General features: G+C 44.0%; 17 protein-coding genes. 5 read left to right on the top strand and 12 right to left on the bottom strand.

What is annotated here, in order from left to right; translation table 11 throughout:
* Positions 1-20: 20 nt before the first annotated feature.
* The 3 genes from E0E36_RS11530 to E0E36_RS28175 all read right to left on the bottom strand — a co-directional run bounded on the left by E0E36_RS11530 (position 21) and on the right by E0E36_RS28175 (position 2,359).
* Entirely contained in the window at positions 21-1,082 is a 1,062-nt protein-coding gene (locus tag E0E36_RS11530) for a histidine kinase (RefSeq protein ID WP_130856078.1), read from the bottom strand.
* A 68-nt stretch (positions 1,083-1,150) separates the two neighbouring features.
* Positions 1,151-2,170: a lysophospholipid acyltransferase family protein gene (locus E0E36_RS11525; protein ID WP_130856077.1), complete on the bottom strand. Its 1,020-nt coding sequence runs from the start codon at positions 2,168-2,170 to the stop codon at positions 1,151-1,153.
* A 57-nt stretch (positions 2,171-2,227) separates the two neighbouring features.
* The gene (locus E0E36_RS28175; protein WP_256377656.1) at positions 2,228-2,359 is read right to left on the bottom strand and encodes a hypothetical protein; all 132 of its coding nucleotides are present in this window, start codon (positions 2,357-2,359) and stop codon (positions 2,228-2,230) included.
* Between the two features lie 832 nt (positions 2,360-3,191).
* On the opposite strand from E0E36_RS28175, the gene E0E36_RS11520 reads away from it, so the two are divergent.
* From E0E36_RS11520 to E0E36_RS11505, 4 genes are all read left to right on the top strand, one after another.
* Entirely contained in the window at positions 3,192-3,410 is a 219-nt protein-coding gene (locus tag E0E36_RS11520) for a hypothetical protein (RefSeq protein ID WP_130856076.1), read from the top strand.
* Complete coding sequence (locus tag E0E36_RS11515; RefSeq protein WP_130856075.1) at positions 3,397-3,810, top strand: putative toxin-antitoxin system toxin component, PIN family; 414 nt, start codon at positions 3,397-3,399, stop codon at positions 3,808-3,810. Before E0E36_RS11520 ends, E0E36_RS11515 begins: the two co-directional genes overlap by 14 nt.
* A 442-nt stretch (positions 3,811-4,252) precedes the next feature.
* Positions 4,253-5,248 carry a helix-turn-helix transcriptional regulator gene (locus E0E36_RS11510; protein ID WP_130856074.1) on the top strand — a complete coding sequence of 332 codons (996 nt, stop codon included), beginning with the start codon at positions 4,253-4,255 and terminating at the stop codon, positions 5,246-5,248.
* A 289-nt stretch (positions 5,249-5,537) separates the two neighbouring features.
* Positions 5,538-5,900: a hypothetical protein gene (locus tag E0E36_RS11505; RefSeq protein ID WP_130856073.1), complete on the top strand. Its 363-nt coding sequence runs from the start codon at positions 5,538-5,540 to the stop codon at positions 5,898-5,900.
* A 34-nt stretch (positions 5,901-5,934) separates the two neighbouring features.
* On the opposite strand, the gene E0E36_RS11500 is transcribed toward E0E36_RS11505, so the two are convergent.
* The 4 genes from E0E36_RS11500 to E0E36_RS27740 all read right to left on the bottom strand — a co-directional run bounded on the left by E0E36_RS11500 (position 5,935) and on the right by E0E36_RS27740 (position 12,570).
* Entirely contained in the window at positions 5,935-7,272 is a 1,338-nt protein-coding gene (locus E0E36_RS11500; protein WP_130856072.1) for a RagB/SusD family nutrient uptake outer membrane protein, read from the bottom strand.
* A gap of 11 nt (positions 7,273-7,283) precedes the next feature.
* Positions 7,284-10,481: a SusC/RagA family TonB-linked outer membrane protein gene (locus E0E36_RS11495; protein WP_130856071.1), complete on the bottom strand. Its 3,198-nt coding sequence runs from the start codon at positions 10,479-10,481 to the stop codon at positions 7,284-7,286.
* 15 nt (positions 10,482-10,496) lie between these two features.
* Positions 10,497-12,146, bottom strand: coding sequence for a TlpA family protein disulfide reductase (locus tag E0E36_RS11490; RefSeq protein WP_130856070.1), 1,650 nt, complete (start codon positions 12,144-12,146; stop codon positions 10,497-10,499).
* A gap of 283 nt (positions 12,147-12,429) precedes the next feature.
* Positions 12,430-12,570: a hypothetical protein gene (locus E0E36_RS27740; RefSeq protein WP_165446969.1), complete on the bottom strand. Its 141-nt coding sequence runs from the start codon at positions 12,568-12,570 to the stop codon at positions 12,430-12,432.
* Between the two features lie 367 nt (positions 12,571-12,937).
* Between E0E36_RS27740 and E0E36_RS11485 the strand changes: the two genes are divergently transcribed.
* On the top strand, positions 12,938-13,345 hold the full coding sequence (locus E0E36_RS11485) for a hypothetical protein (RefSeq protein ID WP_130856069.1): 408 nt from the start codon (positions 12,938-12,940) through the stop codon (positions 13,343-13,345).
* Positions 13,346-13,524: 179 nt separating this feature from the next.
* Here the strand turns inward: E0E36_RS11485 and E0E36_RS11480 are convergent, their stop codons facing one another.
* From E0E36_RS11480 to E0E36_RS11460, 5 genes are read right to left on the bottom strand one after another with little or no spacing between them, the layout of a single operon-like run.
* Positions 13,525-13,887, bottom strand: a complete 363-nt coding sequence (locus E0E36_RS11480) for a DUF3997 domain-containing protein (protein WP_165446968.1) — start codon at positions 13,885-13,887, stop codon at positions 13,525-13,527.
* 32 nt (positions 13,888-13,919) lie between these two features.
* Complete coding sequence (locus E0E36_RS11475; RefSeq protein ID WP_130856067.1) at positions 13,920-17,471, bottom strand: DUF6443 domain-containing protein; 3,552 nt, start codon at positions 17,469-17,471, stop codon at positions 13,920-13,922.
* A gap of 12 nt (positions 17,472-17,483) precedes the next feature.
* Positions 17,484-18,344: a hypothetical protein gene (locus tag E0E36_RS11470; RefSeq protein ID WP_130856066.1), complete on the bottom strand. Its 861-nt coding sequence runs from the start codon at positions 18,342-18,344 to the stop codon at positions 17,484-17,486.
* Complete coding sequence (locus E0E36_RS11465) at positions 18,325-21,705, bottom strand: RHS repeat domain-containing protein (protein WP_130856065.1); 3,381 nt, start codon at positions 21,703-21,705, stop codon at positions 18,325-18,327. The genes E0E36_RS11470 and E0E36_RS11465 overlap by 20 nt, the downstream gene beginning before the upstream one ends.
* A gap of 18 nt (positions 21,706-21,723) precedes the next feature.
* The gene (locus tag E0E36_RS11460; RefSeq protein WP_130856064.1) at positions 21,724-22,563 is read right to left on the bottom strand and encodes a hypothetical protein; all 840 of its coding nucleotides are present in this window, start codon (positions 22,561-22,563) and stop codon (positions 21,724-21,726) included.
* Positions 22,564-22,664: the final 101 nt, after the last annotated feature.

Here is a 22,664-nt window from a genome sequence, read left to right as displayed (position 1 = left end):
GTTCTGTATTTGCTTTAGTATCAATGACGTTCAATAACAAGAAATAAAATAAAAAGATCACCTTCGCGCCAATAGCTTAGCGTAAAATGCACCCCCAACAAGTACCGTAACCGATTTCTCAAGTCAATTAGCCCCGAACCGCTGGATACCGTTTTTGATTCGACCTGCTTAACTGCGTTGACTGCCGTCACCAGTAAGGTATCGCCTGCTGTTACCACCCGAAGAACCGCTTGCTGTCGGCTGTGATCAAGTACGGCATATTTCAGCAAATTCTCCACACAGTTTATCAACGTAAAAGCAGGCAAGCGAAAAGCACGATAATTGCCCGCGCAGAGCAAACGGATTGGTGCATTCCTGCTATCATCACCGTAATAAGCCTTCAATAATTTCGCCGTCTCCGATACTTCCCGTTCTAAGGTAACCGTTTGCAGCACTCGGCTATTTTGTTCGCTCATGCCATATTTAAGAATCTCTGCCAAGTAGAAAATCCGACGGCCCAAGGCCTCACTCAAATCACAAACGAGCGAGTAGCAGTGGTTAAAAGCATTCATTAAAAAATGAGGCGAAAGCCTAGAAACCTCTCCCTTTAACCGATAACGATGCAGACCACGACGTAAGTTGCGTAACCGCAACATCAAAGCAGTCAATCTTCTTTTCTTTAGCACATTATGATAAAACAGAAAGTAGATGGCCGCATACTTACCCATTTCTTTCAATACGCGCCCAGCATTAGCCACAAACTGTTTGTGTGAGTAGGGAATATCCTCACGATAAATTTTCCAGCCGAAAGCAGGGGCCAATACATAAATATAGCCCCATGCAAATAAGATAAACAGGCCAACAGCACCCAGCAACGGCATAAGCAAGAGACGCTTGCGCGTTCGTTGAAACAACCAAAAGAGCAGCGCCAAGATCAGGTAAAACGTGAACGCCAACAAAATCACCAATGCAATGATACGGCCGATAGACGGATCAGGATATGCCTTCAGGTTATATCGGTACATAATCGGAACGTAAACGAGCCATGCTGCTATATGAGCATAAACAGTCTTAGCGCTTACTTTGGGTAACCATTTCATCATAAGCTGTGTTTGTTAGATTTAAGCTCCCAGGTCAGTAACCTTCTATAATTATTTAGGTAGTATGGACTTTAAATATATAAGTATTTGAGGAGATTTACAAAATCGCGGTACAGATCTTCACTAATTCGGTAGCTCATCAAGGTGTCGGCGCATAACATATAACATTGTTTCGTGCTGCGATAAGGGAAATACCGGTAGGCGTTGCCTTCCTCGATCCTCAATTTCTTATTTCTCCGATATCTTCCCGTCGGTTGCCCCGAGAGCCAATGCTCCCATTGATGTAAATAAACACTTTGTGTTAACGTATCTTGCAATATGCCGAAAAGTTTACATAAAACGGCATTCAAATGATCCAATGTATTCTCATCCCATGCCACATATATCGGATCATGCGCGATCAGTTTTGGTACATGTGCCGTCGTCCTAGGGACAACGATGGGATAAACAGGGCATTCGGCCAGTCTGGCCAGCAAGGGGATGCCGCGATGAATATAAAGTTTTCCGCTGAAGAAGGGAACGGGGGCCAGCCTATCCAAGTCAATATCCGTAAAACATCCACGCCCACCGTCCACATAAGTCAGTATGTAAAAACCCTGCTTAATATAGTTACACATTTTACGGATTACGTGAGGATCTTCCGCCAGTAAAATAGGCGGCAATTGAAAACCCTGTCGTTTGTTCCTTTGCAGGTAAGTTGAAAAAGCCGTTTGCTTAGTCACGCGCGTTGCTACAAGCAAAACAAAGGGAAGCTTTTGTTGCATCAACCACCGGCCTATTAAACGATAAGAACCAACATGATACGTTGCTACAATACCCGGTTTGGCTAGGTACTTACGCAGTTTATGCCAAGCAGGCTGATCAAATAGCGCTAAGGCTTCCCGTTTCTCCTGATCAAACAAATTCAGGGCCTGATGGAGGCGTGCACAACGGAACAGTTGAAGCAATTTTTTCGGCTCCACACCCGCTTCAAAAGCCTGCAATTGCGCACCGAAGAAAGCAAAAGAACGAATGATGGCGTCATTATTGAATAGTTCTTCATTTGCATATTTAGCAACAAGAGGTTGAATTTTTTCCAGATAAGTATTCATAATTTTAGTTCTTAAAAATTGAAACAGAGGAGGATGCGTGGGCATCCTCCGGTTTAGTTAAAAAATTTCAAACGGGCATTTATTTTCATCATCGTTCAACTCATTCCGCTCGATGAGCTGGTTTAATGAAAGTGGTGCTCCTAGAATAGGCAATACCCGACTGATCAGTTCAATTTGTAACTGTGACATGTTAACTACCATTAAATTTTAAACATAACCCTATTTACGGATGAGGGTACTTCCGACCTCTTGTCTGGCCAAGCAGAAGGTTTTTCTGGTGATCACAATCCAAAAGTGAGGCTTCGGAGAAAGAAACGAAAAGAATTTTTTTACCTTACCGTTGTTGCAAGCCAATTGACATAAAAGGCCAAAATTCTCCCATCTAATCGGCAAAAACCGTCAACTAATTAGTGAAAGGGGAACAGGTGAGCATGGGAACCTGTCATACTCACTACTCCCTATTCCCTACTCACAAATAGTGAACATGGAAACTTGTGAGCTGGGAACCCCATTATCGCATTAGCTAGATCATTTACAAACATAGGCCACTGCTACTAATAAGGCCATAAGCTTTAGGCTTTAAGCTATTACCCATTACTCCTTTTCAGCTTTCAGTCGCAAGAACCTTTCTCACAACCTACAACCGGCAACTCACAACTAAGAAAATTCATCGCTCATAATTCCTAATTCCGGCCTACAGGCAGGCGGGCATCGCTAAAAAACTACTCCCTAAATAGTGAACAAGGGAAATTGTGAGCATGGGAACCTGTCATACTCACTACTCCCTATTCCCTACTCACAACTCCTCAGTGAATATAGGAGCCTGGGAGCTGGGAACAAGACACTATTAACTACTCCCGAATAACTATTACCTATTAAAAAGAATTGAGTATATTTCCTCTATAAAAAGAAGTTCTTGATGGCAGAGGAGAGATCGATAATTTCCTATTATATGCAACACGATTATATTGCATATAATAGGAAATTTATCTAAGTTTGTTTATATTAAAAGTAGAAGATTATGGATAGGATAGTATTAGAAGTCGACTCATCTTTAGCTAAAGTTTGGAGAAACACTACTCCATCCTTAAAGGCCAAATATGAAAAAAAGATTGCGTCAATATTGAAGGAAATGAAAGAAGTTGAGTTCGAAAGACTTTTAAATAAGGTTGGAAAAATTGCAGCAAAAAACGGACTCACAGAAGATGAGTTGAACAATTTATTGAATGAAGAAGACTGATTTTTATATTCTAGACACAAATACATTAATTAGTGCCATTATACTTCCTAATTCCGTTGCTCGGAAAGCATTTGATAAAGCTAGAAAATCAGGTCAGATTATTGTTTCAAAAGAGACATTAGACGAACTTAATGGGGTTCTAGTACGGCCAAAGTTTGACAAATATATACCCTTGGATTTACGACTGGAAATTATTGAGGAGTTCGAATCTGTGGTAAAACATATTAGCCCTAAATACACCATAACCGATTGTAGGGACGAGAAAGACAATAAATTTCTTGAATTAGCTTTGACGGTAAAGGCGAAAGCAATTATTACCGGAGATAAAGATCTGCTTACATTAAACCCCTATCACGATATATTGATTATAAATGCGAATGGGTTTCTATTAATCAATTAGAAAAAACGTATAATCCGTGAAAAGTGAACCTGTGCGTTAGAACCTATATTATCACATTAGCTAACCGACCGCAGGGAGCTCATGAGTGCCGAAAAAAGCAACCACTTACGAATAATCGGCTCATTCATTTACAAACATAGGCCACTGTTACTAATAAGACTGTCAGCTTTAGGCTTTAAGCTATTCATTATCCATCACTCCTTTTCAGCTTTCAGTCGCAAGAACCTTTCTCACAACTCACAACCGGCAACTCACAACTAAGAAAATTCATCGTTCATAATTCATCATTCCGGCCTACCGGCAGGCGGGCATCACTAAAAAACACACTTCCATCCCAAAAAAGTTGCCATCCAAACCCCAAATTCTGCATAGTAATATCTAATTCTCCAAAAAGCATTCATAATTCAGAACTTAAGCCTATCAAAAAGAACCCGTTAGGCCTATGCTCAAAGCCGTACATATTGATTTACCAACCAACAACCAAGGATATTTACTCTACAGCGAGCGCGTGCCCGCCACCACCCCGTACCGTTTAACATTAGCCGATGTAAACTACTGGCAAAGCGATCAATTTTCCGTACTTGAGCAATATTACGACGCACCCGACGCGCTTATCTGCCTAGCTGATGTGCATGCAGAGGCACCGGTAGAAGTACCCATACATTGCAAGCTATCCGATTTGTATTGGCTTTACCAATTAAAGGGCACGTACAGCATCCACACATCCAATAAGGCACAAAAAGTACTGCAAAGCCAAGAAGCGCACTATACACAGGTATACGTACCTCAAGGCCGGTACCTTACCCATTTTGATAAGGGAAAACACCAGCTGTTCTATTTTGTGATTAAGCCAAATTGGCTTCTACGGCATGGGAAAAAAGAGTGGCGCGGTTTCGAAAAACTGTTGGGAAACTGGAAAGAAAAAGCTGGAAATGTTAGGTACAACAAACAGTTCCCCATAAGCGAACATATTATGCTGCGGTTACTCAACTTCTTTGCTTTACCGCCCCTAAAACGGTTGGCTATGGATTTAAAAGTATACGAACTCTGTTTCAATTTGCTCATTCTAAGCCAAGAAGATATGCAGTCCATAGTGACCGACTCAACATACAGTAATCAAAAAGTAGAAGCTATCCGCAGCGTTATTGAACTACAGATACAGCATGGACAGGTGCAAACCATAAAACAGTTGGCACATCATTACAAGATATCAGAAAGATGGTTACGAAAAATCCACTGCGAAATTTACGGTAACTCGTTGGGGCAGTACATTCAGCAAACAAAGCTGAAGCGCGCGACGGAACTTCTTGACGATAGCCGTTACACCATTTCGGAAGTAGCGCATCTATTAGGTTATTCCGGTATAGCAAGCTTCACAAATGCCTTCAAATCCTATTACGGGCTTAGTCCGAGCGCATACCGTATACAGAAAGGATAGACAGCCGCGAAGCCACTTTCCGCAACTCATAAAGCCGCTTTCCGCAAACAGCCGGTATCGATATAAGCTAATTTTATCCCTAAAAATGAAAACTATTCATTATGAAGAACTACTTAACCATCCACAACAGAAAATTTGCAGTATTTCCGGGTAGGCCGGTACTTCATATAATTTCGACCTTCGTTTGCAGTAAACAGGCCGAAAGGTTTGGCTGACCTGAAGATGCCCCGATTCTAAAACATAAAAGTATAAAATAAAGGTAGCATTTTCCTTAAATGCATGTATACATATGGCACGTATATTTAACGCGCGACTACTTGTCGTCGCATTCTTCGGAGCTATTTTAGCATTGTTCTTATATTTCAGTTTAAATGCAAAGGAAAAACCGACAGCGGATAAGAAAGTCCGTGTAACCGCTTGGTTTTCCTTCAACGGCGGGGATATGGATGATCCAACGAATTATTCTTATATCGGTTCATCCGCGCCAAATTGCCCGGGTCAAAACAACCTTTGTGCGGTTCAGGCAGACGTCAGTAATCCAAATGCTCCGGACAATCAAAAACAGCCAGACATTACATCTACTTTACTGGATGAAATCGACGAGGCGATCCAAAGCAAACAGGAAACTTCTCATGTATCATTACGTGAGTAGCGATCAATGCCGGGAAAAATTTCCCGGCATAACCTTACCGTACGTTTTGCTCCATTCCGCTTTGCTGGATTACATCGTCCGGTATAAGGAAAACATATCTGCTACTGTTTGGTAACATTATATATTCTTTGCCAAGAACGTTCCGGGTCAACACAGTTGCTAAATCTTCTTCCTTATTTAACCGCCGCAGATCAACCCACCTAATTCCCCGAAACAGCAGCTCTTTTCTTCGCTCATTCAAAACAAAGTTTAATACATTGGTGGCTCCAATTGGCATAAATTCGTTAAAATTATTATTTGAATAGCGATAGCGAAGGAGTTCGGATAACACATTCCATGCTTCTGAGGATTTACCCTTTCTAGCCAAACACTCTGCTTTCGTCAATAGCATTTCAGCAGATGTGATACCATTAAAAAGTGCGGAGGTATTTTGTCCATCGTAATTACCCTTGAAGTAGACATGGCCATCCTGTTCACGAAAAAACAAAGTCCTGCGCAAATCATCGTCTGCATACATGGTATATAAGGTTGTATCTACTTTGCGGTAAGATTGGCTCAGGGTACCTCCGCCCGAAAACCGTGAATAAAAAATCGTTTCCCCATTAAAGGGAGCGAAAGGAGTTTCAGAATTCATGACCTGATTGTAATCGATCAACGTTGCATGAAGCATCAAGCTAGAATCAGCAAAACGCTCTGCCTGCTCAAAATCGGCCATAACAAGATGGAGACGAGCAAGCCCGGCAAATGCAGCAGCTTTGCCTGGACGGGTTGGAAAAAGTGGTTTCTCCTTGGGTAACAAAGCAGCTGCCTCCCTCAAATCCATTTCGATTTGCGCATAGGTTTTTTCCATACTCGATCTAACCGAAGGATCATCGATTGCCGCGGTGAACTTAAGCGGTAGCCCCGGTGCTGTAGCAGCGATCTGCTTATCGTAAGGCAACATATATAACTGCGCCAGCTGAAACAAGGTGTTACCGCGAAAAAACAACGCACTACCTCTTAACCGATTTCTTGCTGTAATATCTATTAAGGGATTCTTTTCCAATGTTTCCAGTACCGTATTGGCATACATAATAGTCCGATAGTTGCTTCCCCATCCCGTTCCAAAAACATCTTTGCCCCATATATACAGTTCCCTATCATTAATGTCGAGCGATTGCCAATCATTATCCGTCAAGTAGTAGTTGTCAGCAGCCATTTCGCCCAGCGAGCTTTCAGCGGCATTCATAAAATTGACATTATCGAGCAGTGCCTGCATATCCTGTTCTGTCTCAGGCAATACCATCGTTTTATCAGGCTTCAGTTCAAGATATTTATTGCAGGCACAAATTGAAAAAGAAGCAACAAGGAGTAATAGCTTGATTTTTATCATAGTCGTTAAGTTTACAAAGAGACATTAATACCGAACGCAAGACTTTTGGGCGGCCCAAGAGCCGTACCATATTCAGGATCTTCCGTCGATTTGGTAGCTTTCCAAATAATCCCAAGATTATTTGCGTAGATAAAAACCTGGATATTTCGGATATGCCATTTTCGGAGATTGCCAAAGTCTTGCGACAACCTAATATCCCTTAAACGGATATGATCGGCTTTATCAACCAGGATTTCCGATTTGGCGTAGAAATCATCGCGTGCCGAATTGGCGGGATAAGACAGGCCGGGCACATTCGTGTGCTGCTCATCGCCAGGATGTTGCCACCGCAAACTGTAATCAGCATGCGTTTTTCCGTTGGTAAAGAGCTCACTGTAATTGATCGATTGTCTCCGAAAGTAATAAGACCATCTGAATAAAATATTTGCCGACAAGGTAGTTGCCCTCCAAGAAATGCTGGGTCGGAAAGAACCAAAATAGAGAGGCACCGATGAACCGTTTGTGACAAGATCCTCGAAAGTAGTTTCCCGGCTGATCCTGCGATAATCTGTTGTTAATTCATCACCCACATACCCTTGCGGATTGCCATCGCTATCCAAACCTCCCCATCGGTAACTGTATAACATATAGATCGGTTCATTTTTCTTAGGCGAAATGAAGACCCCATTATTAATATAAGAGCTCGCGCGGGCGCTTTCCGAAAAATATTCGAGTACCTTTGTTCGGTTATAGCTTAACAACAAGTTTGCCGCTAGCTTAAAGGCGCCTATATTCCCGTATCCATTCATTTGGGCATCAAAGCCTTTACCGTGGGTTGTTGCACTGTTCCGAACGAAGTTGAGAAAACCGGTGGTCTGGTCTATCGGTGTAGATGCAAAAAGATCCTTGGTATTTTTCCCGTAATACTCAAAACTTCCGTTTAACCTGCCTCCGAATAAGGAGTAATCCAAGCCGGCATTAAACGTACCGACTTGCTCCCAACGTAAAGATGGGTCAGACGGGTTAACTACATTGGCATAAGGCAAGTTGTTATATGGATTGGAAGGAGCGTAGCTAATAGTAGTGAGTGCCGACTTAGAATTGTCTACATTTCCACTGTATCCGTAGGTTGTCCGGAGCTTCAGGCCATCTACCCATTTCACCCGCCAGAACGGTTCGTCAGCAATGTTCCAGGCCATTCCGACCGACCATAAAGGCACTCCCTTCTGATTACTCTTTACTCCAAATAAATTCGAGGCATCCCGTCTAGCGCTAGCTGAAATTATATACCGTGCCTTGTAGGAATAAGACGCATTTAAGAAAGCCGAAACAAAACGATAGGTGTTATCGCTGAACTGAAAGGGTTCTCCGGGAATTGTACTGAGACCGCCTAAGTTATCATAGATTGGAAATCTCGTTACCTGATCTACACGCGCATAAGTAAGCAAGCGATCATTATAGCCATAAATGGTACTTCGCATACTACTTGAATTTGTCTCCCTCAACTCAGCGCCTCCCAAAGCCACCAATTCATGCAAACTGCCAAAGTTCTTTTTGTAATTCAGTTGCATACGGGCATAATGTGCCTGGAGCCTACTTTGTGTATTCTCCAAAATGCCGCCCATCGGCACCGGATAACTGATAACGCCATTATCTATCTGCGTAAACCGATTGATCAGGTCGCGCGTATAGTAGGTATCAAGTCCACGGAAATAGTCTATCTGGTTTGTACCCCGCTCCATCTGATACTTAAGTTCAGCGCTGAAGCCTTCTGTAATCTCATAATTTACCCCTACGTTAAAGAGTAAGTCCTGCTCTTTAGTTTCTGACCTACCTTTTTCCAGCAGCGGGAAGTAATTCCAATCGAGCAGCCTATTCCTCCCTGCTGTATCCGTATAACTTTTCCGATAATCTTTAGCAATAGTTAAAGGGCTTCCAAAACCATCTGCCAACCGGGCATAAGGGTAAAGATCTTTGTCCGCTGCCCGAATCTGCCCATAACCCGATGCACTGGTATTTTCGTTGTCGAGTAAAGTCCACTGTAACGATGTTTGGATTTCCATCCCTTTCAACGGTTTGATCGAATTTACCAAACGCAATGTTCTTCTTGTATCGGTTAAGCCATACCGATTCCCGATATTACGGTCGTAACCAGCGGAAAACATATAGGTGTAGCTTGCGCTGCCGCCGCTCACATTCAATGCATACTGCTGATTTACCTGATTTCTATAGACATATTTCAAGAAATCGTCCCTTACATCCTTTGACCGCAAATCGTCAATTAAAACCTTTGCTTCTTCCTCCGTGTAAATTCCATCACGCCTGGCAATCAGATATTCGATTACAGGTGTAAACGCCGGCTTCGAGAGGCTCTGTTCACTATTGTTATAGTATCCATTTTCAAACAGCATCTGTTCAACATCGATGTAATCCGAAGATGACATAAGCGGCAATCGACGAAGATCGGGTTTGTTCTGAATGGTCACATTCGAATTGAAGTTTACCTGCAAAGGCTGATTAGCGGAAGATTTCTTGGTTGTTATTACAATAACGCCATTACCTGCCCGCGCTCCCCAGATGGAACTCGCTGCAGCATCCTTTAGCACGGTAATAGATGCCACATCATTGGGGTTAATATTGCTTATATTACCTTCATAAGGAAAGTTATCCAAAATTATTAACGGGTCTAAAGAAGAAAACAAGGTGCTAACACCGCGAATCCGTATGGCGGGATTACCACCGGACTGATTCACATTATAATTTCGGTTATCAAATGCCAAGCCATTGCTTACTCCCTCGAGCCGGTCGAGCACATTTGTGCTGACAGATCGGTTCAGGAGCTCGTTGTTTAATTTTTCAAAAGAGCCCGTCGCCCTTTCCTTCGGTATTTGTTGATAACCGGTGGATACGGTTACTTCCTCCAAAGTTCCTGTGATAGGATCAAGTGTAACAAGATTAGGTTGATTTGCATAAAGACTTAATCGTTTGGTCTCGTAGCCCAGATAGGAAATTTCCGCCCAGACTTCCGAGCTATCACTCATAAATGAAAAGAAAGCGTCGCTACTCTTCGTCTCGGCAACAGCCTTTCCGTTCACTTTTACGGTTGCTCCGATAAGGGGCTCATTTTCCATAGTCGAAAAGACATTACCCTTGATAAGCACTTGTGCATTCGCAACGACACTAAAAAACAAGAGTAAAGCACATAGGTTAGTTGTTAAGGTTAATTTCATTTGGTTTAGGTATGATTAGATTTTTTCCACAATCAGAAAGCTTAGTTTCCTTTTAGCCGGTTTTAAGCGTAGCCCAATGGGTGCCAATACTTTATTAAAATCTTCCAAACTTTTAACGTCACTAACACTGATCTTGGGGAAGGGTGCATCGTCCTCCAATTCCGTTGCATCCAGTATGGGCACTGTACTTTGCCGATTTAATAAATTGAGCAATCGCTTTTGCGTCATGAAGGCTACTTTACCAATATTCGTTTTGTTGAAAGGTTTTGATTTTTGTAATAGATAACAATTCTCTTTGCGCTCCTCTATCCTCACAACAATTCCCTTAAAGGTGTGCAGATCTTGAAACAGGCGCTCTTTCAGTTCGTTCGCTCCCATGCCTTGAATCAGAGCACCTTCATAGCTTACTGCATACTGTTTACGCCATTCGTCAATAGTTAAACCGCAACTCTCATCATAAAAAGCTGATTTCTTATCTACACCGATGAAAAGCATGCGATTGGGCAATAACCAATCCAGCGAAAGCGCATTCTTACAGAGTGTATAAAGCGAATGGTTGATAAACGTTATCCTTCGGGTTTTATTGATCGTGTTCGTTACAATATTGGAAACAGCATTCATTTGAGGTACATATCCCGTGAGCGCAGTGTAATAAACAGCATTGCCTAATCTTTTACCATAAGCGTTGTTAAGCTGCAGGAAAGCTTGCTGATACAGAAAATCATTCTTTACATCTCCTTCTATGGAATCACCCATAAGTACTTTTTTAATATTCGCCAGGTTCGTAAAATCTGCATCGGAAATAACACGGAGTTTATTATCTTTTATCCACACCTGATGCGGAACAATCTGATGTGGAAAGTATCGCTTCAACACAGTGTCTCCATATACTGACGGCAATTCAATATGTTGCCGTTGAAGGAGATTGGAAACTTTAGCCTCTGATTCATAACCCGTAGGTATGACAATTACGTCTTGTCCGAGCATAGTTTTTAAACTATCAAGTTTCTTTAGAGATTTAACACAAGGAACACACCAAGTCGCCCAAAAATCCAGTATAATCAGCTTACCTCTATAATCATTGAGTGTTATAGTAGTGCTTCCCGCCCGCCCTGCTTTTACCGTTTGTAAGGGCATGTGCCATAACGCTTCCGGAATGGTATCTCCTATTTGTAGCGGTTTAATGGTATCCGTGGATAAAGCCACGCCATGGGCAGCCTCCAGGGAGGAGGACTGCCGGGCGTGTGCCAAACAAACACAGAACAAGACGTTTAAGGCTGTAAGGTATATGGTGTAGGGCTTAAGGTAGTTAAGAGGTATAAGGTGTAAGCTGTAAGGTTTAAGGGCGCGCCGGGCCTTAGCACTATGCGGCACTGCCGGTTTACCGAACGTCACCTCGAACCTGTCGAGAGATCCGAGCCCGACCTTCCCTCTCGTCATTTCGACTGAGGGAAGTGATGTGGACAGAGCGGAACGGAGAAATCTCCGACCAAAGGAAACGAGCGCACTCATCACTAATCGCTCACACTCCTGCCTACGGCAGGCAGGCATCATTAGCGAACGCTTGCGCGCCGTACCTACTATTTTATATGTTCGAGAGAGGGCTTGAACTGATAGTTTCCCAACAGCACATACCTCTCTCACTAAGCGTAAAAATGCTTTCATTTCGGTCGATTTAATTCGATTTAGGTGTTAAAATCTTATAAAAACCGACCCACATGTCTTTAAGAAGACGCAAAAATTTGCCGGTTTAAGAGGAAGCCTGTATCTTTATGACTAATTGCGATAACCAAAAGAACCGGCCTATCTTAAAACCTAAGCAAAACTTGGTTTACTTATAACATAGGGTCGGCAACAGACGGGGATATGGCTTTTTAAAGCCTGCTTCGGGTTGAGCTTCTTTGCTACTTCCCTATGCTATCCGCAGTCTGTTTATCTTTTGACAGCCTTATTCGGGTGAAGTGATAATGTTCTTTAAGTGGTTTTGTAAGGATTTGGGACGTGGCCGCAAGGTGCCATTGTTAATGCCTGGCATCACAAATAATTTGCGGCTTAAATAGTTGGTCGGTTTGGTTTGTATCGTCCTCATAATACTTAGAGTTTATGTGAACGATGTCAGCTCCGAAGCTTTGAAAATATGACTATTGGTTTAACAACCAATAGGACGAACTCCAAAGCTCTGGTAGTGGTACCGCTAAGAACCCCACGACCGAAATCATGGTTCCACAGAGTCTAACATGGAGAACGCCCTATTGGATAATATCTACAAAGATATAAAATTCCAATAAAGGCGACCCCACGATCAACTCACATGGAAATTTTAGCGGTTTTCTACTGTGAGTAACATCGTTGTAAAGAAGCTTATAAACACTTCTCTCCTATTGTCGCTATAATCTAATTACAAAACAAATATATAAAAAGTTTGAGTCATACACAAACTTTAAAAGAAGATTTTTATGGCAAAGAAGAAGACTCCAAATAAGAAAAGTAGTAACAGAATCAAACAAGTAGCAAAAGATGTGGGGGCTTCATCCCGACTTATATCGCTATGGGTAGACGTAGACTATACAACTGTTAGTAGCTGGAACTCAAACAATTTTCAACCAACTGATGATAATTTGAATCAAATTGGCGAATTGCTGGAAAAGGATAATAGGGATCTTCTAGAGCCCCAAGGACGGATAAATACAGGGTTAGCAAAAGCACTAGAGGAGGAGCTAAACAGACTCCATAAAATTGAGGGCTTACCTTACGAAGTTGAGCATTTTGACGAAAAGAAAGGCAAAGTCGTTATGGTTAATAACCCGATGCTAATTGCAGCTTTAAAGAAATTTGCCAAGGAGTATAAAAATAAGCAAAAGTAACTCGCTCAATAGCCGCATATCCTGGCAAAAAAGTGAAAATTTAACAAGCAAACGCAAGCAATTTTAAATAAGAAGGCCCGGCAATTGCCCGCCAGACTTTCTTACTAAGGAAGACCTATGCGCAATAAAAATATGGCCCCGACGGTTGCCGAGGCTATATTTTTGTACATTTTGTTTTATCAAAAGTTCAGTGATGAGGAAACCGATAGTTCTTGCCTCTTCTGAATATAAGACATAGAGTCCAAAGGGCCATAACTGATATTTTTCTTTTTATCTATTATCCAATAACTTATCAAAGTATCGGTTAGATTCCTGTCATCACACTCCGGATTATTTTTCTGTTTTGCAATAATGTTCTTTCCATCGAACTCATAAGCTATTACTGTACAAGGTATCAATCCGCGAAAAGTAGTATCATTTGGACCGCTAATAATCTGATTAGCGTTACTCTCACTCACAAACAAATAATCATCTCCTAAATCGTCGGTATAATCACTCGAAGAATAAGAACACGACGACAAACACACCACAACGGGTAGCATTAGACCTAAAACAACTTTTATTTTATCCAATTTCATTTTTTTCTGATTGATACTGTACCATTAAAATAAATCTTATAAGCCTTACCTTCACCTGCATAAGCATTGCCTATTTGAGTCGCAGCATTTCTGATAATCAGCTGTGCTGGCGACATTTTTGTTGTCTTAGAATCGAACCTCTTTATGTCGAAGTCATAAGTATCATAATCCCCTCTGGCACGCCCATTCTCTAGTTTCAAGCCTATATTGCCATATACACGCCCGTCCTTAGAATTAAACAATGTCTGAAAATAATTCACCTTACCAGCTCTTTTGAAATCACTTTGACTAATTGCGGACAAATCGATTTTCGATAAATCGACAAATAAAGGATCTCCATTCCCCTCTCTGAACCATTTATTTGCCTCATCTAAGGTTACATGCCCATCATAATCGGGTCGATCTTTCAAACTGGCATAATTCTCTAAAAGATTGGATTTTGCCGCTTCATCTTTCAAGCCTTTTTCTCCCAGATTATTTTTCAGCGCATCTTCATGGCTCATTCCCTGTTTGAAGTTCTCTTGATTCATTACAATAGCTTTCCCTTGAAGCCCTTGATCATCTGTCCCCAAAAACTTTCCTTCTTCATCATAAATTGGACTCGCAGCCATACCTGTAGGGTCAATCATTATAATCGGATTGTTCAGCCCGTAATTGTACGGTGAATGTGATTCGAAGCTTTCAGCCAAAGGATCCACGCTGCCCCACCTGCCGATCATCGGATCATAGAACCTCGCCCCGTAATCGTACTGCTTCAGCCTGTCCTGCAATTCCTTTCCGTTGTAAAGATAGTTATTTTTTACGCCCGATACATAACTGTTGAAAGTAAGTCCGAAAGGATAGTAGTCATCGTGCTGGATCTCCCGTGCCGAGCCGTTATTGATATCGAAGCTCGCCCGTGCATTGCCCAGGTGGTCCGTCAGCGTATATTCGTACACATAGGTGCCGCTGCTGTTGTAGATCCGTCCCTCCTCCGTCTGTATAAAGTCGATGGCCGTGCCCCGGTACTGGATGCCGTCGACATAGTCGACCGTCTCCGTGCCGGTCACCCTGCGCAGTTTCCTGCCCGAACCGTCGTAGGTGTAGTTCACCGTGCCCGTCGGGGTCGTCACCGCCTGCGGAAGGTCCAGGTAATTGTACACCGTGGCCGTGATGTTGTTCCCCGTATTGGCCGTGTTCACCCGCTTGGTCATGTTTCCGTTGGCATCGTAGGTGTAGCCGGTCGTTCCCGGCAGCATGAACCCCGCCGTCGTTGTCGTGTTCGCATCCGACACCGTAGATAGCCTGCCGGATGTATTGTAGCCATAGGCCAGGTTGTCCACCTCGCCCCCGCCGTCGTAACGTTTCAGCGCTTTGATGTTCCCCACCTTGTCATAAACCACCCATTCGCGCCATTTGCCATTGGGAAGGAAGCTCTCGATCAATCTGTTGGTATAATCGTAGCCATAGGCATAATTGCCCGAATATACCCCGCCGTTGCGCCACCAGTCCTGTGCGCTGATGTTCCCGTTGTACTGCGGGTAAAAACCGTCATCGTAGAACAGCTTCTCCGAGAACAGGTGCGACTCGCGGATCGTCTGCCATCCCCGCGCATTGTAGCTGTAGGCCACGTTCTGGGCAAAGCCGTTCCCGTCCGTGCCCCCGTGCAGGTTCTTCTTCCGCAACTGGCCGATTTCGTTGTATTCGTTGCGTGCCAGCAGCGTCCGCTGGCCCCCCGTTACCGTCTTCCAGGTATCGATCAGCCTGTCGCGGTGGTCATAGCGGTACTCCGTGGTCACCGTCAACGCTGCCGTGACAGCGCCCGCATAATGGCTGCGGATGCTTTTACTCAGCTTGTGCGTGAAGGTATATTCGTTGATGACATCGTCATAATTGTTCAGGTTATAGGCCCCGCCCTTATAGTGCTGGCTCAGCGTCCGTATATTGTCGCCCCGCTCGTCATAGTAGTACACCGTCCACAGGTAGACGTTGTTCGAGCCGATCACTTTCGTCTTTTTGGCGACCAATAAACCCTGGGTCTTTGCCGAGACGCCCGCGGCCGTGGTCTTATTGAGATTGGCGGGCAGGCCGATACCGTCATAGCGGTCGTAATAGTTAACCTCCAATATATCGAAAAGCGAGGCATCCTGCGGCATGGCGTTGTTGGTGTAACCGTGCAGGTTCCCCGTGGCACTGCTGCGCTCCTCCCAATGCGTCGGGTGTGCCGATATCCACTGGTCGATCTGCGACTGCAGGCCCACACGCCCTTTCTCCCACCCCGTGATGATCATCCGGCCAAGGCCGTCGTATTTGTAGAAACGGTGGTAGCGCTGGCTGGTATCGGCATTGCCGAACCCGCTGTACTCCTCCGTCGAATCACGGGCCGTCATATGGAATACCAATTGATCAAGGGGATTGTAGTTGAAATATTCCATCCCCTTGCCGGGCACCTTTTTATGTGTCATCCGGTTCCGTCTGTCGTAACGGTACTGGTAACAGTAGGCATCCAGCGTTGCCTGTGCGGGAAGTGCCGCATCGGCATTCGAGATCGGCGTCAGTACGAAGCAGAGGTTGCCGAAATCGTCGTACACGTAATAGGTGCTCAGGATCTCGTTGGGGGTGCCGCTGTTGTTCCCGTCGGCATTGAAGGTACGTCTGAGCACCACTCTGCCCTGCTTGTCGGTATACTCTTCCGTGGTATTCAGCCTGGCGGCAAAGCCGCTGCCCCCGGTCCAGTTCTCGTCCTTCCTCACCGTTACGTAGAGCTGGTTCGCTGCGTAGTTCCCCGCAAGGTTCAGCTTGGGTATACCCGCTGCATAGGTGACCGTGTACAGCCTGGCCAGCCGGGTATTGACCAGGTCGGTAATGCCCGTTGTGTTATTGGTGGTATATTCCGTTACCACCGTACGCCCCGAAGTGGTGCCCCGTGTTGCGGCGGGCTGCCAGGTGGCGCCCGGAAAGGCCTGTTCCAGCACCCGGTTCAGCGGGCTCGCCTCGTACACCGGACGGCTGAACGAAGGGGTAACACCGCTTGCCGGTCTGCCAATGGCCACCACCCCTGCCGGCGGTGTATTATAGAAGGCGGCCTGGTCCGTGACCGCCGAGGCCTTATAGCTCCCGCTCGCCGTCGAGCCGCTTGAATACGGAAGGTAGCTCCGGTCCTCCCGCCCGAAGGCATCGTAGCTCTGGGCACTGATGATATCCTTGTAGCTCGGGCCCGCCTTGGTGCCGATTGTTAGAACAGGTCGTCCGAGCCCGTCGTAATAGCTTATATCCTCCATGATCTCATTGGTCTGCGGTGTGGCCGACACAGCGGGGCTCAGGTACGTCCGCGTCCGGATGTAGTTCCGGTCCGCGCTGGGGCTGCTGCCCAGCGCCACGGGCGGTAATATGCTCGTTATATAGGCATGGAAGCTCGTCGTGCTGAAACCCGGCCGCAGCGTGATGCTCACCCCGTTCGTATAGGTCCCCGTCGTATTCGGGCTGCTCAGTACCAGCTGGGCCCGGCTCTTTACAGCTGTAAATGATAACAGCAGTGAAGCGGCGTATAGTTTGTAGATCGATCTCATATAGCTAAAGTCTTATCTTCGTTTACCGGTCGTTAACAGGTCTTCCAGGCGGTCTATCCGTGCCGCCTGCTCCTTCATTTCCCTCGCCTGGCTTTCCCTTATCTTCTCGTTTTCGATCAGCAGCAGGGTAATCTCCTCCACCTTCTCCAGCAGTTTCCGGTTCATTTCGGCCAGGCCGACCCCCTCTCTTGCCACCTCTTCCTTCCCCGGGATTCCCGGCAGGTGCCCATGCTCCCTTATGTATTTTTCCACTTCCGCCAGACCGGGCATTTTATAGCCCGCCGCGAACACGTAATCGGGCCATACCCCGCTCTCCACCTTTACCTCCCTGGACTTTATGATCCCGTTCACCGTCAGCAGCTCCTGTGGGTTCACCGTACCTATGCCCACATACCCGCCTCCCGTGACCGTTAGGTAGGGCGTGCCTCCCGAGCTGCCACCGCCATCTATATTGGCCCTGGTATCGCCGGCGATCATGAACGTGCCCGTATTGTCAAAAACAGAGGCTGTCCCGTTCAGGCCCGAGAGCACCGCAAGCGATTTACCTCCCGAGGTCCCGATGGACATATTGGGTGTTACATTGAGCGCCCCCCTGTTGAACCTGAAGGTATTGTTCCCTTCCACGATGTGCAGTTTGGCCTCGGGACTGACCGTACCGATACCGGTATTGCCGTCCGACGGGAATCTGTTGGTCTGCGCCGAAACCCTGAAGGAACAGCCCAGCGCGAATGCTATAAACAGGAACCTCCTGCATTGATGGATATGGCCTGAAGAATTTTCACTTCCGATAATCTTATCGGGCGATATTGCTTTTCTTTTTATAAAGAACCTGATCATAATTTTATTCTCTTTTTTATCTGTAATGGTATTCATAGGTACCGGTCGTTTTGCTCTGGGTATCCTTTGTTTCCTTCAACCTTCCAAAGCCGTCGTAATTGTAATAGGTGGTCCTGCCCGATGGGTCCGTTGCGCTAGTCATGCCAACGAGTGGCTTATAGGTATAAGTGGTCACCAGTGCATTTGTCAAAGCTGTGCGAAGAGTCTGAACGGTACTTCGAACAAGCGCTTCAGACACTGTCGCAGAATTTAATTGGGAAATAATCGTACTGCTATTACTACCCAGAGCAGCCAGTACCTGCGCATAGGTCGCATTCTCAATTTTAGCAATCGGGTATTGCCCATTATAACCCCATAGATAGACGGCACTAGCTCCTTCTTTTTGTTTTATTTCCAGTGGATTACCATAGGTATCGTAAGACAGATAATCAGCCAATGTATTAAAAGATGAAGACAGACCTTTTTTCTCAATTACCTTACTGAGGCGAGATTGGCCGCTAAAATTTCCATAAAGATTCCTTTGCATTGAAACTAAGCTGCTATTGTTATATACTTCCGCCTGAATCGGCATGGCAACCCGATGACTGCTATTATTTTTCAAAAGCTGGATCGCACTTAACTGTTCGGCAGTCAAATTGCCCCCATTTAAGGTCGTAGACGATATGTCGTCCGGATAATAGTTTCTAATCTGAGTAACCCCTGACCTAGAGTCAGACTGCTTTATCAACGATGGCTGAATTACATAGGCAGCTGTATACTCAAAATCCTTGGTTTGAATAATACTATCCTGTATTATTCCATTTGAAAACGTGTACATTTTTTCCAGTTCCTTTATCGGTAGTTGGACCTCGGTTCGTAAATTCGAACCTGTAAACCTAAATTCCGTTGAGATATTAGGTTCTAAGATATAACCTCCCGGCAATGCATAGGTGGGAACCTCGAAATAATAATCCTCAAACACTAAGGTAGGCGTAAAAACTGCCCCTTTGAAATATGAGTACGATCGCTCCTTTTTAAAAACCGGCTGATTGAGGCTGTTATAGGATATTTCGCTAACGGGAACAGGATTAAAAAGCAAAAATGAATAAGCACCGTAATTTTTGGAGTTTAAGTAATCAACTGATTCATAGGTTTTGCTATTATTGAGCTTATAATTTCGTACCTCCTTAAATTTCGAAGTACCATTATTTGAATGGGTATATCGAGTAACCTGACTGTAAAAGGCAGGACACCCGTTCAATCCCACGCTGGAATACTCGCTTATTCCAAAATATTTTCGTTGCCAGTAATCAACCCTTCTTGTTGGATTCGCCATATTACCAGGCGCACTCCAAAAGGTGTACATTTTTTGATCGAGATAATTCTTATAGAAAATTTTAGGATCAAAAAGTGATGTTCCGACACCGCTTTCATTGGTGCCGTACCGATATTCTTCGCTATTGACAAGAACACCATCGTGATTGTAGCTTTTGATACTTTTAATTCGTTGCCCCCCAACAATTTTTTCAACGTCACCCAGGATATTGGCATTACTGACCCAGCTAACAGAGGCGTCTACCGTTGATGTCATATAGCCATTAGTATAAGAGCTTACACCATAAATCGTTACCTTTAGCTCATAATTGTGTCCTACCTCTAAACTTAAATCTTTTGAAAACTGAAGAGGTAACGATGGATTAGCATCATGCCATTTTGTTAACAATACCGCATTGGTGGTCAGATCTTTTAACGTTACCAATTGCGTATAGTCCCGCACAGCACCGTTTATTGGTGTTGGAGGACCAAATGTGAGGTTAAGTTTAGGTTGAGTGTTATATTTTGCAACGTTCCCGGCTTCATAAGAGAATAAATAAACGTTCTCGCTTTTTGTCGCACTTCCCTTTCCACTCGTTCCCCCACCAAACCAATGTGTTACGTCAGGGCTTATGATTTCCTGCTCGAATATGCGATTGGATTCAAAAACAAATTCCGTATAACCTCCCGTCGGGTAGACGATCTTAGAAATCATCTCCGCCCGGTTAAAGTTGGTGTCCACGGCCCTATTGGCACTGCCAACGGAATAGGTTTGCTCTTGCTGATAACCCCAAGGCGCTACTGAAGATACGCCGATGGAAGATTTTTTTACTTGAACGCTTGGAATGAAAGATGTGTTTCCACCGCTATTATAATACCCCCAGTAATCGCTCTGAAATCCATAGCCGTTATTTCTACCTGGAAAATGCAGGTTGTTATATGAAATTTTATAAACCCCACTTAAGGTCGGGTTAGTCAGATCGACTGTAGTCACGGCAGTTAATTTCACTCTGGAAGACGGTATTTCGTATTTAAATGTCAGTTTTTTGACCAGCTCATTTGCTTTATTGTATATCAAGATTTCATCCAAGAATTTTGAGCGGGATACAGTCAGGTTGGGAGAATCTTTATAGTTAAAAACTACTTTACCATTACCATATGTAATTTGGCTGACTAAATAGGTTTTGTGGTTGATATTTCCGGGCGATAAAGAAATCGATCCTCCGAGTGCCGTTAAAGAACCGTCAGCATTGGGGGAATAACCGATGCTCTGCTCCTGGTACATTGTTTCTTCCAAATTAAAAACCTCATTATATTGAAAATCGACTACTTCATTGTAATGCGGCAACGATATTTTATCTACGTACCAACTGCTGATGATGGCATTTCCCTGCAACGGTTCAAAATTGTCGGGAACAGAATAAGTATAACTGTTAAATTCATACACTGCCCCCTCATCGTCTTTGAGTATAAAAGGATAGGAGTTATAAAGATTAGATAAAACCGTGCCCCTATCAATTTTAATAGGTGCGTAGGGAATCGTATAATATTGGTTTTTATTATTTACAATAAATTTGCCCGACGCTTTAGGTAGGTTATAAAAATAAATATCTGTATGTGTGTCCTCGCCCTTTCCTTCGGTAATCGCCCGTAGCCTTACCCTCTTGGTCATAATATCAGACTGAGATGTGGCGCCACTTGCTTCACTGATTAGCTGTGGAGCAGTTTTGGGAACAATATTATAACTACCCATTGTTTTTTCATCGGGAACGCCGATAACGGATCGGCTGATCACGCCGATGCCCGATAAACTCCAGCCTAAACCCACTTCGGTTTCCATTTGCTGCAGCTTAATGCCCGACGCATGATAAGAAAGGGAAAAAGGTATTTTATAGCCTTTTACATCAATTTCAAAAAGGGGGATATTTATTGGAATTACACCGGTATATTCAGCCACCGGGTACATCCCAAATTTTCCTAGACTTGCCGCCTGCGGATTTTGGATGGACGGTAAGGTAACTCTATTTGCTCCGTTTTCTTGTTGCCCATAGACACATGCGGAAAAAATAAAAAGAAAAATTGCGCTTATATAATAATGCTTCATATAAAAGATTTATTGCACTTATTTGTTTTGTTCTGGTGATTCCAGGTATTCGATACGTTTGGTCAATTGAACAATAGCCTTCTCTTGTTTTTTAATCAAAAGTTGCTGTTCTTCCCTTGCTTTTTCATTATATATTGCATGCAAAGTCAGCTCCTCCACCTTTTTCAATAAAAGCAGGTTCATCGTTGCCAGATCCAGCCCTTGCTCTCCAATTTCCTTCGCTGAAGGAATTTCCGGAAGGTGCTTATGTTCCTTTACATAATTTTCGATTTCGGCAAGTGATCGCATTTTATAATCCGGTTCGAAAACATAATCTGGAACGGATATATCTGTTTTTATTTTGATCTCTTTAGCTAGGATATTGCCGTTTACGGCTAGTTTGGCCTGTGGAGTAGCTGTGCCAATGCCCAGATTTCCATTACTTGACATTGTCATGTAATCGGTTGTATAGCTCTTCCAAACAAATAAAGGCCTGTTAACGATTTTGCTTGTAGTCAGACGCGCATCAAAAGCCATTACTGCATTAGTTCCAGCATCAATGTCTGAACCGGCAAGTACACCCAGTAAAGTCAATGCGAATCGATTATCTGTTGACCTCAATCCTTTGATTCCCGGCACGAAAACGCCATTTATTCCCGTTACATTTTCTATAGTTATCTCGTCACCCACAGCATCTGAAACGGTTGCCTTAAAAAATCGCTCTGCACTATTGGATTCCGGACTTTTCTTGATATCCAAAGGAGCCGTTGGACTGCTTGTACCTATCCCCACATTCCCCGTCGAGGGAAAGGTATTTTGGGCATAGGATATCCCCGAAGCACCCATCAATAAGATGAGTACAAGAAATTTCATTCTCATAGTTTCAATTATTTATTACTATTATTTACTAATAAGCAAATCCGCTAATTAATCTTTGATTACTGAATAGCCTTATTGATAAGTGAAAATACCTTCGGTAT

Origin of the sequence: Olivibacter jilunii, assembly GCF_900607235.1 — a bacterium.
Classification (GTDB): Bacteria; Bacteroidota; Bacteroidia; order Sphingobacteriales; family Sphingobacteriaceae; genus Olivibacter; species Olivibacter oleidegradans.
This window is presented reverse-complemented; position numbering and strand designations above follow the sequence as displayed.